Origin of the sequence: Lentzea sp. NPDC020367 (assembly GCF_044387305.1) — a bacterium.
In the GTDB taxonomy this organism is placed as follows: Bacteria; Actinomycetota; Actinomycetes; order Mycobacteriales; family Pseudonocardiaceae; genus Lentzea.
Map to the genome: position 1 here is coordinate 82,870 of NZ_JBIRVV010000015.1, position 14,717 is coordinate 97,586.

The 14,717-nt window shown below is 66.4% G+C and carries 10 protein-coding genes; 6 read left to right on the plus strand and 4 right to left on the minus strand.

What is annotated here, in order from left to right:
• Both ACH413_RS40035 and ACH413_RS40040 read right to left on the minus strand, forming a co-directional pair.
• Positions 1-1,311, minus strand: a complete 1,311-nt coding sequence (locus ACH413_RS40035) for a putative sensor domain DACNV-containing protein (RefSeq protein WP_360046981.1) — start codon at positions 1,309-1,311, stop codon at positions 1-3.
• Positions 1,312-2,041: 730 nt separating this feature from the next.
• A complete protein-coding gene (locus ACH413_RS40040) occupies positions 2,042-2,512 on the minus strand; it encodes a hypothetical protein (protein ID WP_360046906.1) in 471 nt (156 codons plus the stop codon).
• 130 nt (positions 2,513-2,642) lie between these two features.
• Between ACH413_RS40040 and ACH413_RS40045 the strand changes: the two genes are divergently transcribed.
• Together ACH413_RS40045 and ACH413_RS40050 are read left to right on the plus strand one after the other, a co-directional pair.
• Complete coding sequence (locus ACH413_RS40045; protein ID WP_360046905.1) at positions 2,643-4,223, plus strand: metallophosphoesterase family protein; 1,581 nt, start codon at positions 2,643-2,645, stop codon at positions 4,221-4,223.
• A gap of 11 nt (positions 4,224-4,234) precedes the next feature.
• Complete coding sequence (locus ACH413_RS40050) at positions 4,235-5,692, plus strand: metallophosphoesterase family protein (RefSeq protein ID WP_360046904.1); 1,458 nt, start codon at positions 4,235-4,237, stop codon at positions 5,690-5,692.
• Here ACH413_RS40050 and ACH413_RS40055 read toward each other — a convergent pair.
• A complete protein-coding gene (locus ACH413_RS40055; RefSeq protein WP_360046903.1) occupies positions 5,673-6,185 on the minus strand; it encodes a GNAT family N-acetyltransferase in 513 nt (170 codons plus the stop codon). The two genes, ACH413_RS40050 and ACH413_RS40055, sit on opposite strands and share 20 nt — an antisense overlap.
• Between ACH413_RS40055 and ACH413_RS40060 the strand changes: the two genes are divergently transcribed.
• The 4 genes from ACH413_RS40060 to ACH413_RS40075 all read left to right on the plus strand — a co-directional run bounded on the left by ACH413_RS40060 (position 6,184) and on the right by ACH413_RS40075 (position 12,700).
• Positions 6,184-7,125, plus strand: coding sequence for a nucleoside hydrolase (locus tag ACH413_RS40060; RefSeq protein WP_360046902.1), 942 nt, complete (start codon positions 6,184-6,186; stop codon positions 7,123-7,125). The genes ACH413_RS40055 and ACH413_RS40060 overlap by 2 nt on opposite strands.
• Before the next feature lie 45 nt (positions 7,126-7,170).
• On the plus strand, positions 7,171-8,070 hold the full coding sequence (locus ACH413_RS40065; protein WP_360046901.1) for an LCP family protein: 900 nt from the start codon (positions 7,171-7,173) through the stop codon (positions 8,068-8,070).
• A 251-nt stretch (positions 8,071-8,321) separates the two neighbouring features.
• Positions 8,322-12,152, plus strand: coding sequence for a hypothetical protein (locus ACH413_RS40070; RefSeq protein WP_360046900.1), 3,831 nt, complete (start codon positions 8,322-8,324; stop codon positions 12,150-12,152).
• Positions 12,153-12,202: 50 nt separating this feature from the next.
• Positions 12,203-12,700, plus strand: coding sequence for a DUF2165 domain-containing protein (locus ACH413_RS40075; RefSeq protein ID WP_360046899.1), 498 nt, complete (start codon positions 12,203-12,205; stop codon positions 12,698-12,700).
• On the opposite strand, the gene ACH413_RS40080 is transcribed toward ACH413_RS40075, so the two are convergent.
• Complete coding sequence (locus ACH413_RS40080) at positions 12,675-14,684, minus strand: diguanylate cyclase domain-containing protein (RefSeq protein WP_360046898.1); 2,010 nt, start codon at positions 14,682-14,684, stop codon at positions 12,675-12,677. The genes ACH413_RS40075 and ACH413_RS40080 overlap by 26 nt on opposite strands.
• Between the last annotated feature and the right edge of the window lie 33 nt (positions 14,685-14,717).

Below are 14,717 nucleotides of genomic sequence, written 5' to 3' on the forward strand. Positions count from 1 at the left end.
TTACGTCCAGCTAGAAGTCACCTCAGGCCACGTCATCACGCTGTCTCCGACTCTGCGAACAGCTCGAACGCCACCGTCCTCAGAAGCTACGAAAGCAACAACTTGCGGCAGGCACCATGAAAATCTGAATGCTGCACGATGACGGGTACCGAAAGATTCCACCGATAGCGAGTTTACCTCGGTTCCCTCTGCATTATCACATGACAAGACTGTCCTCAGCACTGGTGCTGTCGCCGTGACCTCTGCACCAAATCCGATGATCTCAAAGCGATCGGTCATCACTATCGCGCCGTCAACTCCTGCTAGCGACGCCGCGAACTTGATGACATCGCTCATGGCCTCCTTCGCATAATCTTTCTTGTCCGACAGGCTCTGCAAATCCTTGAATTCAGCTGCACTGACTCCTTCTTCAGCTTCCCAGATCTTAAAGTATGTCTCGAAGTACGAGTGATGAAACTCAAGTTCGTCAATCAGCACTTTCCAGATGCGATCATCTTTCATGCGATACTTTGCTGACACCACAGAATTCCACGGATGAGAACCGTCTTTCCACTCATGCGGAATTAGCAAGAGGGTTCCGCCATGACCCTGAGCCTCCAGCTCAAGGAGAATTCTTTCTAAGATAATCGTGTAGTACCTGCGAGGCCAGTCGTCGCCGTCATCACTAAACCGATCACGGCTGATTCGCGCACTGGCTGCGGCATAACAGGAGTTCCTCGCAGAGTCGAGGAATCTCCCAATCGGGCCTGAGTACAGAATGTTACTGCTCGGTAATATTATCTCGCCCGCCCGGAGGGTCGCGACTACATCACCGCCGTGCGAAACCGAGAGATGACCCGGCTCATTAGAGGTAACCATGAAGGCTTCAGGTGGCGTGCCCGCGAAGTCTCTTTCATGCCGCATTAGCTTAAACCAGGCCGAACCTATGTCTAATAGGCCCCAGATCCTGAGCACATCTTGCCCATTGCTGGTTACGTTCTTAACACCGATTAGTGTCTGCGATGGATCAGTGGCAGGAGCCAGTCGCCGCACATGGGCACTATCAAACGGAAGATCCTTTTCGAACACAATCGGTTTGCGCTTGTGATTCCAGTAACCGTGCGGATCATCTTCAACGAATGAATCTTCGTTGCAATATATTACCTGAAATCGAGTTGGCCGCCCTTCATCGTAAGTAAGGCTAGATTGAAACGCAACATCAAGCAGTGTCGTCAGAGTTTTTCGTTCCGGCAGGGGTACGATTTCTTCGCGACGATGGAAGGATCGACGCCAGCTCTTCTTGACTTGCGCGGCCAGCGCGGCTGGATACATCGACACAAGCACACCTTCCCGTAGTTTCGATCGCATTGATCATGTCGCACATCAATCGCGGCATGTTACTGCCGAATTGGGCTCTACAGGATCAAGGCCGCCGCTGGCGGCACGCTCCGCGCGTACGGCGAACACCTTCCATCCCGGCACTCCCGGCATCCGCTTCGCTGCGCCGGTCGGCCGGGCGGCGCTGCGCGCCGTCCTCCGGCGTTGCCCCACCGACGAGCTCAACCCGTAGAGCCATGCCGGCCAGCAGCTCCCCACGAGCGCCGTCAGGGTCACTGCGGACTTGCCGGCCCTGGCGCTCGACTGCCGCGACGGCTGCGCCGCCTTGCCACCGATCATGAGCACGCGTCGACGAGGCTCCATGTCGACAAGGAGACGGCGCGCCAACAGCCCGACCCCCGAGCATGACGAACGGCCGGCATCGACGCGTCAAGGCTGGAGGACGTACCTTGACTCGACGGCACCGGCCGCGTGCAGGCTGGGGATCGGGCTGATGGCCGGGAAGTGGCAGGACGCGAACCGCGAAACCATCGCGAAATGCGGAACCTAAGCGCCACAACGGAAGCAGCCGAAGCCGCAGGTCAGCAGGCACGACGAGCCCTAGGTCTGTCGTCCCTTCCTAAACCGTGTGTCGCAGGTTCGAATCCTGCCTGGGGCACCACCTTTCGCCGGGTGAAATCAAGCCTTGACCTGCGACTACGCGGTCAAGGCTTGATCTATTTCCTCACCTGCCGGCGCGGACGTGACTGATGTACGGCTCGTAGGCCGACAGGTCGCGGTGCGGCTCGTACGTGCTCAGGTAGTAGTAGTCGGCCACGATGTTGGCCTGCTGTTCGGTGTTGAAGTCGGCGAACGTCTTCCCGTGCAGGCCCTCCGCGCCGCCGTAGTCGTAGAGACCCTTCACGAAGAAGCCCGCCATTGCGGTCGGGAGCAGGCTCAGCACGCTGCGGCCGTGTTGGTACTGGTAGGCGTGGGTGAGTTCGTGGACGAGCCAGCGCTCGTAGCGAGCCTGGTGTTGCGGGCCGGTCAGGACTCCCTTGGGGAAGGTGACGAGCTTCGGGAGGGTGCGGGCCACGCCGAAGCTGCCCAGGAGGCCGCCTTCTGCCAGGCGGAGGGCGCTGATGTCCAGGGCGTCGCCGAACACCTCGCGGGCTATGTCGGCCTCGCGTGATTCCAGGTTGCGACGGAACACCACGGCAGCTCCCCTGCGTCGGAGGTGTACCGATGTTAGGCGGACGGGCTGACCGGCAGAAGTACCGGCGGAAGTGCTGTTGTGCACCAACGGTCATTGACCGCCGTAAAGAAGGTTTCCTAATTTCGGGGTCATGAGTGAGCCTCCGGGACGCAGGTCGCAGAACGGTCCACGCCTTCAGGAGCTCTACGAGGACGCCCGGCGGCGGTACTCGCGGCGCGGGCTCTTCCGGGCCGGGGCGGTGGGTGGGGCCGTGCTCGCCACGTCGAGTTTGGTGGGCACCGCTTCGGCCAGTGGATTCAGCGCTCCCGCGGTGTTGCTCAAGGAGACGGCGAACGGCGGGACACTCCGGCCGTTCGGGCGGCACATCGCGTTCGGGGCGGACCCGTCGCGGCAGGTGGTGGTGTCGTGGCAGGCCCCCGCCAACGTTCAGGCGCCCTATCTCCGGGTCGGAACAAGCCTGGGTGAGTACGGGGAGAAGTTGCCTGCGGAGGTGAGAGCGCTCAGCAGTGACTTGGCTTGGCAGGAGCGGGAGCCGCTGTTCACCATCTCGCCGCATCTGGGGAAGGCCGTTACGCAGTACTACCTGCACGTCCGGCTTGATGACCTGGTGCCGAACACGACGTACTACTACGTCGTCGGGCATCAGGGGTTTGAGCCGCAGGAGCCTGCCAGCTTCAGGACGGCGCCGGTTGCCACGGCCAGGACGGCGTTCTCGTTCACGGCCTTTGGCGATCAAGGGGTTGGGCACAACGCGTTGGCCACCAACGGTCTCATCGCCGATCTGGGGCCGCAGTTCCACCTCGCGATGGGCGACATGAGTTACGCCAACGACGGTGAGGGTGGGCGGCCGGAGACGGACAAGTACGACGCGCGGAAGTGGGATTCGTTCTTCGCGCAGAACGAGCTCGTGGCGGCGACAACGCCGTGGATGGTCTCGCTCGGCAACCACGAGATGGAGAGCTGGTACGACAACCACGGGTATGGCGGTATGCGGGCGCGGTTCACCATGCCCGACAACGCGTGGGACGGGTCCACCTGCATCTACTCCTGGCGGTACCAGAACGTCGGGATGATCAGCTTGGACGGCAACGACATCTGCTACAACAGCGACGCCAACCTCGACTACACCGAGGGCAAGCAGCAGGTGTGGCTCAAGGCGCAGCTCGAGAAGTTCCGCGCGGACGCGAGCATCGACTTCATCGTCGTCTACTGCCACCAGTGCACGTACTCGACGTCCGGGAACAACGGGTCCGAGGTCGGCGCGCAGAAGCGGTGGGCTCCGTTGTTCGACCAGTACCAGGTCGATCTGGTTCTCAACGGGCACAACCACGTCTACGAACGCACGGATCCGATCAAGGCCGGCAAGGGCACCAAGAAGGCCGACATCAAGAGCGTCATCAACCCCGTCAAGGACGGCACGACCTACATCACCGCGGGTGGTGGCGGCGAGAGCATCAACAGCTGGGCCGACTCGAAGATCTCCGACTCCTACTTCGGCAACGTCAAGGACGCCACGGCGACGATGCGGGTCGACCAGGAGGACGGCGAGGAGAAGCTGGTCAAGGTGTCGTGGTCACGGGTGCGGTATCGCGGGTACGGGCTGATCGTCGTCGACGTCAAACCGAGGACGGACGAACCGGCTCAGATGAAGGTCCGCGCGCTCACCGAGACGGGTGCGCTGGTCGACGAGTTCACGATCCGGCGCGGCTGAGAGGGCCTGACATGACTGAGGAACACTCGCGCCGGTTGTTGTTCAAGGTCGGTGGCGCCGCGCTCGTCACGGCCGCGATCACCGGCACGAAACCGGCCCAGGCCGCACCCGACGGGCGGAAGGTCAGGCCGGTCGGGCGGCACCTCGCGTACGGCGCGGATCCGTCCAAGCAGGTCGTGATCTCCTGGCAGCAGCTGGAGAAGGTCAACGGGCCGTACGTCCGGATCGCCACGAACGCGGGTGAGTTCGGGCCGAAGATCGCCGCCGAACCGCGCACGCTCAAGAGCGAGATCGGCTGGCAGGAAGGCGACCACAGCTTCCCGCCGCACGGCCCGGATCCCATGTACCAGTACTACCTGCACGCCAAGCTCAACGACCTCACACCGGCAACGACGTACTTCTACGTCGTGGGGCACGACAACTACGATCCCGCCACCAGCAAACGACGCGGCGAGATCGCAAGTTTCCGCACAGCGCCTACGACAACCGCCACAACGCCGTTCACCTTCACGGCGTTCGGCGACCAGGGCTACGGCTACAACGCGCGCAAGCTGACGAGCCTCGCCGCGGACCAAAGCCCGGCCTTCCACCTCGCGCTCGGCAACCTGAGCTACGCCATCCACGGCGGCACGACGAACGTCGAGGGCGGGCACACCGACACCGACAAGTACGACGCCGCGCGGTGGAACAGTCTGTTCGCACAGAACGAGTTCATGGCGCAGACGACGCCTTGGATGCTGACGCTCGGCAACCGCGAGATGGAGGAGTGGTACTCCCCCAACGGCTACGGCGGCATCAAGCAACGCGTCACGATGCCGGACAACGCCTGGAGCGGCTCAACGGGCATCTACTCCTGGCGGTACCAGAACGTCGGGCTGATCAGCCTGGACGGCAACGACATCTGCAACCGCAACGCCGCGAACCTCGACCACACCAAGGGAAAGCAGCTCACCTGGCTCAAGACGCAGCTCGAGAAGTTCCGCAAGGACACGAGCATCGACTTCATCGTCGTCTACCTGCACCACGCCACGTACTCGACGGCGGACGGCGGTGGCGCGGAGAGCGTCGCGCAGCAGAAGTGGGCGCCGGTGTTCGACAAGTACCAGGTCGACCTGGTCCTCAACGCGCACAACCGCGTCTACGAACGCACCGACCCGATCAAGGCCGGCAAGACGAGCACAGACGGCACCACCTACATCACGGCGGGCGCGGGCGGTCAGGCCCTGGACAAGTTCTACAAGGACGCGCCGGAGTCCTACCTGGGCAACGAGAACACCAGCGGCACCCCGACCATGCGCTGCTACAAGAAGAACAGCTCGAGCTCGACGGACACCAAGGTCACCTGGTCACGCACGCGGTACCGCGGCTACAGCATCGTCGCGGTCGACGTCACCAAGACCACGATGAAGGTCCGCGCGCTGAACGAGGACGGCGTGCTGATCGACGAGCTCACCCTGCGACGGCGGTGAGCCGGTAGCGGATCTCCTTCAACTCGGCCCCGCCGATGGTCTCGGTCTTGACCGTGCCATCGGCGCGGAACCCGAGCCGCTCGTAGAACCGCCGCGCCCGCGGGTTCTCGTCGAACACCCACAGCACCACGTCCTGCTGCCCCTCCAAGGCAGCACGAGCCAGCTCGTGGCCCAGGCCGGTGTCCCACGCGGAGGGCAGCACGTAGATCGCGTACAGCTCGAAGGCGGCATCGGGCTCACGGGACGGGCCGACGGCGACGAACCCGGCCACCGCGGAATCGACCAGGCCGACCCACACACCGCCGCGCGGGATACCGCGCTCCCACATCGATGTGCGCGCTTCCACGGAGAGCTCGTCCAGCACGGAATCCGGCACAAGACCGCGATAAGCGGCCTGCCAGGTCTGGACGTGCACCGCGGCAACGGCAGGAGCGTCGGCGACAACTGCTGGACGGACCGTCATGTCTTCCCCCAGTGGCATGATCGAGCTCATGCGGATCATCGTCGACGCGGACCCTGGCATCGATGATGCCCTTGCTTTGTACTACCTGCGCGCCCAGCGGGAAATCGAAATAGTCGCCATCGGCACCGTTCACGGCAACGTGCCGGTGCAGCAGGCCACCGCCAACGCGTTGAGGCTCGCGGAGCGCCTCAACCTCGACGTCCCGGTGGCCATGGGCGCCGCGAAACCGCTCGCCCAGCCCCTCAAGACCGCGGAGGACGTGCACGGCCAGGACGGCCTCGGCGGCCACGCGGGAGACGAGCCGAAGACCACTCACGCAACAGAAAGCGCCGCCGAGCAGCTCGCGAACAAGGCGCGGGAGAACCCGAAGGAACTGAGCCTGCTCGCGATCGGCCCGCTCACCAACGTCGCGCTGGCGCTGCAGATCGAGCCACGCCTGCCGGAACTGCTCGACAAGGTCGTGGTCATGGGTGGCGCGCTCAACGTGCCGGGCAACATCACCTCCCACGCCGAGGCCAACTTCTGGCACGACCCGGAGGCGGCCGACCTGGTCCTCGCCGCCGGCTTCGAGGACCTCACCATCGTCGGCCTCGACGTCACCATGGCGAGCCACGCCCCGCAGGAGTGGCTCGACGCGCTCCCGCAAGACTGCTACCCGCGCCGGATCCTCGGCTTCTACGCCGACTTCTACGGCAGCTTCCTGGGCAAGAAGGGCTTCGTCCCGCACGACCCGCTGGCCGCCGCGATCCTGCTCGATCCCGGCCTCGCGAGCTACCACGAGGACCGGTTCGCGATCGAGCTCACCGGCCGCTACACGCGGGGCAAGATCGTCGCCGATCAACGGTTCCTCGCCCCGGGAAGCCCGTTCGGGCGTGACATCGCCACCGAACGCACGAAGGCCAAGTACGCCGTCACGGCCGACCACGCCCGGTTCCTCGACCAGCTGAGGCACGCTGTGACACAACCATGACAAACCACCGACGGGACCTGGACAAACACCAGGGACCGTGGAGGTATGAACGTCCACTTGAAACGATGGCTCGCGGTCTCGGGGGCCGCCGTGGTCATCGCGACGGGCGTCGTGGCCGGGGGCTCCTACTGGCGGTTGGAGAGCAATCTCAAGACCGTCGATCTCTCCACGGAGATCACCCACCCCAGGCCTCCGTCGACGCCTGGCCGCCCCCTCAACATCCTCCTCATCGGCAAGGACGACGGCCGGTCCGACACCGCCATGGTCGTGCAGCTGAACGCGAAGGGCGACCAGGCACGCGTGGTCAGCATCCCGCGCGACACGATGGTCCCGAGGCCGAGTTGCGGGAACAACCCGCCGGCCGCGATCGCCATGTTCAACAGCGCCTTCTCCACGGGCGGCGCCGCGTGCACGGTGGCGACGGTCGAGCAGATGAGCGGCATCCGGATCGACCACTTCGTGCAGATCGACTTCAACGGCTTCCGCGACGTCATCGACAAGCTCGGCGGCATCGACGTCACGATGCCCGAGGCGATCGACGACGAGAAGAGCGGGCTGCACGTGCCGGCCGGGCCGACGAAGCTCGACGGAACGCAGGCGCTCGCATTCGTGCGCACCCGCTACAGCATCGGTGACGGCAGCGACCTGAACCGCATCAAGAACCAGCAGCTGTTCATGCGGGCGCTGAGCGAGAAACTGGCGAACGAGAACTGGCTCGCCAGCCCGGCGAAAACACTCCAGCTCGCCGACATCCTGACGAAGTCCATCGTCACGGACACCGGAATCGGTTCGATTCCCGAATTGGCCGACCTCGCGGGAAAGCTCACCGCGTTGAAACCGGACGCGATCACGTACGTGACGCTGCCGACCGAGAGCTACCTGCCCGATCCGAACCGGGTCCAGCCCAAGCAACCGGAGGCGGACGAGCTCTGGCAGGCCGCCTGAGCTAGCAGGCGGCGCCCTGCCACTCACTCGGCTTGGGCCACGGCTGAGGAGACCCCCAGGGCTCCTCAGCCGTGGATGCGTTGCCCCAGTCAGCCACAGCCACTTTGACGGTCTCCCAGTCTCGTGAAGGACGTGGAGTCGAGGTTGTCAGACCTCCTCGTTATGGTGGGCCTCTGACCACCTTTCCGGTGCGTGCGCCGCAGCTCAGGCGGGCGGTCCGCGTTTTCCGGTCCGGACGAGGAGGAGGCCGATTGGGACCCCGTGGCGTCTTCGCGGAGCGCTTCGCGCTGCTCTACGCGGAGGCAGGCGACCCGCCTCTGAAGCGAGTCACGGAGTCGGTCACCCGTGCCCGCCGAACGGACGAACAGGGCAGGCCTCTGCGCGTGCCGGCCCAGCGGGTCAGCGACTGGCGGCGCGGGCGCAACGTCCCCGCCAGGTTCAGCGGCCTGAGCGCGGTCCTGGAGGTCCTGGTCGGCGAGGCCCGCAAGCGCAGGCCCCAGCCCCCGATCGACGGCCTGTACGAACTCGACGCGTGGCGCGCCCTCTGGGAAGAGGCGCTCGCGAGCCCCGTCACGGAAACGGACACACCCCCTCAGGAAGACAACTCCGTCTGCCCGTACATGGGTCTGAGCGCATTCGGACCGGAAGACGCGAATTGGTTCTTCGGCCGGGAAAGGGCGACGAACGCACTTCTCGACCGGCTGAACGACAACGGCATCACGACGCTCGTGGGCGCGTCCGGTGCCGGGAAGTCCAGTTTGATGAAAGCGGGCGTCCTCCCCCGGCTGAGCAAAGAGGCCGTCCTAATTTCGCCCGGCACCGATCCGCTGAAGGAGTTCGCGCTCCAGGTGCCGGAGCTGGTCCACGTGCTGGAGGCCGCGGCCGGCGCGGACGGGCAGGTCGAGTTCGCCCACGAGGTGCAGGCCGCGGTCGGCGACCGGGTGGTGATCGTCGACCAGTTCGAGGAGGCGTTCACCCTCGGCGGCGACGAGGACCGGCTGCAGATCTTCGTGCAGGCCCTGCACGCGGCGGCGGAGAAGACGGCGGTCGTGCTCGGCGTGCGGGCCGACTTCTACGCCCGCTGCCTCGACTTCCCCGAGCTCGCCGAGGCCCTGCAGACCAGACAGATGGTGCTCGGCGCGATGTCCGCGGCCGAGCTGCGCGACGCCATGACGAACCCGGCCAAGGCCGCCGGCCTGCAGCTCGAGGCCGGTCTGGTCGACCTCATGCTGCGCGACCTCGGCACGCACAACCGCCGCGGCAAGGACGCGTACGACGCGGGCGCGCTCCCCCTGCTCAGCCACGCGCTGCTGGTCACGTGGCAACGCAGGCAGGCGGGCCGCCTCACGATCGCCGACTACCGGGCGGCGGGCGGCATCCAGGGCGCGGTGGCCGCCACCGCCGAACGTGCCTGGTCAGACCTCGACGAACCGGCGAGGGCCGCCGCGAGACAGCTGCTGTTGCGCCTGGTCAGGGTCGGCGACGACACCCAGGACACCCGCCGCCGGTCCAGCCGCCACAGCCTGCTGGAGGCCAGCACGAACCTCCCGGCGACGGAACGCGCGCTCGAGGTCCTCACGCACGCCCGCCTGATCACCATGGACGCCGGCTCGGTGGAGATCACGCACGAGGCGTTGCTGCAGGCGTGGCCGCGGTTGCGCAGCTGGATCGACGAGGACCGCGCGGGCAACCTGACCCGGCAACGGCTCGAAGAGGACGCGGCGACATGGTCCACGCACGACCGCGACTCGTCACTGCTCTACCGCGGCGCACGGCTGGAGGGCGTGCGGCAGCAGCAGGACGTCACCACGATCGCCAAGGAGTTCGTGCGGACGTCCGAACGTCAGCACCGCAAGAGCGTCTGGCTGCGCCGCAGCGCCATCTCGCTCGTGGTGATCTTCGCGCTGATCGCCGCCGGTGCCGCCGTGATCGCCGTGCGGCAGCGTGACGACGCGGTGTTCCGCCAGATCGTGGCCGAGGCGGACCGGCTGGCCGACACGGACGCGTCGGTGGCCGCCCAGCTGCTGCTCGCCGCCCACCGGTTGCGGCCGGACGACCTGGACGTGGGCTCCAAGCTGCTCGCGAACCAGCAGAAGCCGCTGGCCGTCCCGCTGCCGGGGCACACCGGCGCGGTGTACCTGACGTCGTTCACCACCGACGGCACCGTTCTCGCGACCGCGAGCTACGACCGCACCGCCCGCCTGTGGGACGTGCGGGACCGCTCGAACCCGAAGCCGCTCGCGGTGATCACCGGCCACACCGACTGGCTCACCTCCGCGGTATTCTCGCCGGACGGCAGAACGCTCGCCACCACCGGCAACGACAAGACAATCCGGCTGTGGGACATCACCGACAAGGCGAATCCCCGGCACCTCAAGACGATCGAGACCGGCAACGGCACCAGCTACCTGCTGGAGTTCAGTCCCGACGGCAAGATCCTCGCCGCGGCGAACGAGGACAAGACCGCGCGGCTGTGGAACGTCAGCGATCCGGCGGACCCTCAACCGCTCGGCGAACCACTGCGCGGCGCCACGGCGGCGGTGCGGACGCTCGCCTTCACGCCGGACGGCCACACGCTCGCCACCTCGGGCGACGACCAGGTCGTCCGGCTCTGGGACGTCGCGACCAGGACCCCGGTCGGCAGGCCGATGACCGGCCACACCGGAGGCGTGCACTCGGTGACGTTCAGCCTGGACGGCAAACTCCTCGCGTCCGCCGCCGACGACACGACGGTGCGGCTGTGGGATCCGGCGGCACAGACGCAGATCGGCGACCCGCTCGTGGGCCACACCGCAGGCGTGTGGTCGGTGAAGTTCAGCCCCGACGGGCGGATGCTCGCCTCCGGATCGGTCGACGGCACCGCACGACTGTGGAACGTCACCGATCCGATCAACGCGATGCAGCTCGGCAAGCCGCTCGCGGCGCCCAGCGGTGGCGTGTTCGCGGTCGGCTTCTCCCCGGACGGCGCGACGCTGGCCACCGGCGCGGGCGAGAACTCGGTCCGGCTGTGGTCGTTGCCGCGGCACGTGGTGCCGGTCCCCGCCGGGAACGCGGGCGTGACCTCGTTCAGCGAGGACGGCAAGCTGCTCGCGACGGCGGACGGCAACGGCGGCAGGGACGGCAAGACCGCGCGGTTCTGGGACACCACGGATCCACTCACGCCGAAGTTCCTCGGAGCGGTGAAGGTCAGCCCTGACAAGGGATCCGTCCGGATTCAACTCCGCCCGGACGGCAAGGTGCTCGGCGCGTTGGCCGGTGAGAAGGCACTGCAGCTGTGGGACACGAGCGATCCCGCGCACGTCGTGCCGCTCACGCCGCCGATCATGCTCGGTACGCGGTTCACCAACCAGCTCGTCTTCTCGCCCGACAGCAAGATCATGGTCACCGGCGGCGACGACGAGTCGGTGCAACTGTGGAACGTCAGCGATCCCGCGAAGCCCGTCAAGCTGGGCGAACCGTTGACCGGGCACGACGGGTACGTCAACGACACGACGTTCAGTCCCGACGGCAAAACCATGGTGACCGCGAGCAGCGACCGCATGTTCCGGCTGTGGGACGTCACCGATCCCGCGAAACCGCGGCTGCTCGGCAGACCGGTGGAGGACCACCACGAACCGGTGCAGCGCGTCATCTTCACGCCGGACGGCACCACGCTGATCACCGGCGGCGCCGACAAGGCGATCCGGCTGTGGGACGTGCGCGACCGGGAGAAGCCGGTGGCGCTCAGCGTGCTCACCGGGCAGACGCAGCAGGTCTTCTCGCTCGCGGTGACACCGGACGGGAAGACGCTCGCGAGCGGCAGTTCGGACAAGACGTTCCGGTTGTGGGACATCGGAGATCCGGCCAGGGCGACCCCGCTGGGCCTGCCGATGGCGCTCACGTCCGGTGCCGAGCCGAACGTCCTCTTCAGACCGGACAGCCGGGCGCTGGTGCTGTCGGGCGGGGGCGACGGCCTGCTGCGCCTGTGGGACATCGACGTCTCGCACGAGGCCGAGCGCATCTGCGCCACCACGCGGGGCGCGCTCACCGAGCAACTGTGGCAGAGCCGTCTGCCCCAGGTGGAGTTCCACGCTCCCTGCTGACCCGCCCAACTGCCCTCACCTACAGCACCTCATCGGTTACTGTCCGCTGCATGCGTCTTCTTGCTCGGGTCGGCAGCTTGCGCGCGGTCGTCGCGGTGACCGTCGGGTTCATCGCCCTCAACATGATTCTCGTGGTGCTCGGCAACGTCACGGACTACGGCACGAACGAGGCGTTCGTGAAGCACGTCCTCGCGATGGACACGACGTTCGGCGAGGGCCTGAAGTGGCGGGCGATCACGAGCCCCGCCGTCGTCACGATCGTCTACGTCGCGATCATCCTGTGGGAGGCGATCTCCGCGGTGCTGCTGACCGCGGGCACCGTCGCCTACGTCCGCGACAAGGAGGACAGCGCGCGCAAGTTCGCGTCCGCCGGTCTGCTGATGATCGTGGCGCTGTTCCTGGGCGGCTTCATCACCGTCGGCGGCGAGTGGTTCGCGATGTGGCAGTCGAAGGACTGGAACGGCATCGGCGCTGCCCTGCGGATGGTGACCATCGCGGGCTTCGCGCTGATCCTCGTGCACCTCAGCCCGCGTCGGGCCACTCAGTAGTCGGCTCCACGCAGAACACCGGTCCAACGCCCGCGTCGGCGCCCATCTCGCTCCACCAGTCGCGCTGCTCAGCATCCTCGATCGAGTCGATCACGACGAGCCCACCGGCCTCGTGCACGAACCCGATGAGGTCGTTGAGCACGTGCGACACCAACTCGTCCGGCTTCTGATAGCGCCCCTTCACCCGCACGGCCGCCACGCCGAGCGAGCGGACCAGCTCGATCTCCGCGGTGGAACCGGAGAAGTCGCGCGCACCGATGTGGATGCCCATGTCGGAGAGCAGTTCGAGGTTGTCGGCGGCCTCGCTGTCCTCGGACGCGAGCACGTGCACCGGAAAGCCCAGCAACAACCGCCCGGCCGGCAACCCGGTGTCCGCGAGCACGCGCCGCACGTCGCGCACGAGGTCCGGGCTGTTCGCCATGCTCTCGGTGAGGCAGACGGCGAGCATCTCCTCGTACCGGCACGCGGACTCGGCGGCCGTCCGCAGCATCCACTCGCCGAGCGGCAACATCAGCCCGGTGTGCTCGGCCATCCCGACGCACTTCTCGTGCGGGATCAGCCCGACGTCCCGATGCCGCCAGTTCAGCTCGGCCTCGACGCAGACCCGCGCCGACCCGTCGAGCTTCATGACGGGGTTGAACACGACCTCGATGTCGCCGTTCTCCCAGGCACCGGGCATGACCGCGGCAAGAGCGAACTCCTCCTGCTCCCGCTTGTCCTGGGTGGCGTCGTGCAGCCCCCACTGCCGCCGCCCGCTGCGCTTGGCGCGCCGCAACGTCATGTCCGAGGCCCGCAACACCTCGGCGGGATGATCGCCGGGATGCAGCCGAGGCAACACCCCGATCGACGCCGACACCGCGACCCCGTGCTCGCCGAAGTAGACGGGCTCAGCCAGTTCGTGCTCGATCGTCCGAATAGTCGTGTCGACGTCCGGCGTCTCGGCCCCGTTCTCGACGAGGACGGCGAACTCGTCCCCTTCGAGCCGGGCGACCATCGCCTTCTCGGCGGAGAACACCGAACTGAGCCGCTCCGCGACGAGCTTGAGCACCTTGTCGCCGATCTCGCGCCCGAGCCCGTCCGTGATGACCGCGAAAGCGTCGAGATCGAGGTGGTACAGCGTCACGCCGTGCTCGATGTCGCTGTGCAGCAACGACTCCAGCCGCGTCGTGAGGTACTGCCGGTTCGGCAACCCGGTCAACGCGTCGTGCAGCGACTGGTACTGCAACCGCCCGCCGAGCAACGTGAGCTGGCTGTCGTCGTCGATCATCACGACAAAATGCTTCGGGTTGTCGTCGGGATCCTTCTGCACGGTGGCCGCGAGCAACACGCGGAAGTGCTCACCATCGCGATCGATCAGCCGGGGCCGCTCCTCGACCCGCCGCATCCGCCCGTACCGCAGGCCGGCCAACGCGTCGTTGATGAGCGGCAGATCAGCGGGCGCGATCAAATCCGTGAGCGTCATCCCGGCAACGTCTTCACGCCGAAGAATGGTGCACAACGCCTCGTTGGCCCGAATCAGCTCACCATCGAGCCCGACCATCGCGATACCGGTGGAGGAATGCGCGAAAATGTCCTCGAACCGCTCCTCGCTGGCCTGCAAATCCAGCTGCACAGCCCGATTCGCCCGCAACAGAGCCTGACTGACGCTCTCCTGCTGCTCCAGCACGAACGCCTGAATCGCCCCGGTGTACGCCGCGGAAACAGCCCCGACCACCAGCGCGGCCTGCCGAGCGTCGGCCCCCTCCTGCACGACGAACTGCGCGAGAACCTCGATGGACTCCCGCAGACTCTCGGCGCCAACGCAGTGGATCTCCACCAGCCGAGTTCCGACCAGCGAGGCCACCCGAGGATCACCGACGAGCGCCTCAGCCACCAGGTTGAGCAGCTCGTGCAGCTCCTCCGTCAGCTTCGCGGCCGACAGCGGTATGTACGCGGTACGACTGACCTTGATCGCCCAGTCGCGCGCCAACGCGTCGCGTCCCACCGGACGTGACGGTCTCGCGTCGTCCTGGCTCGG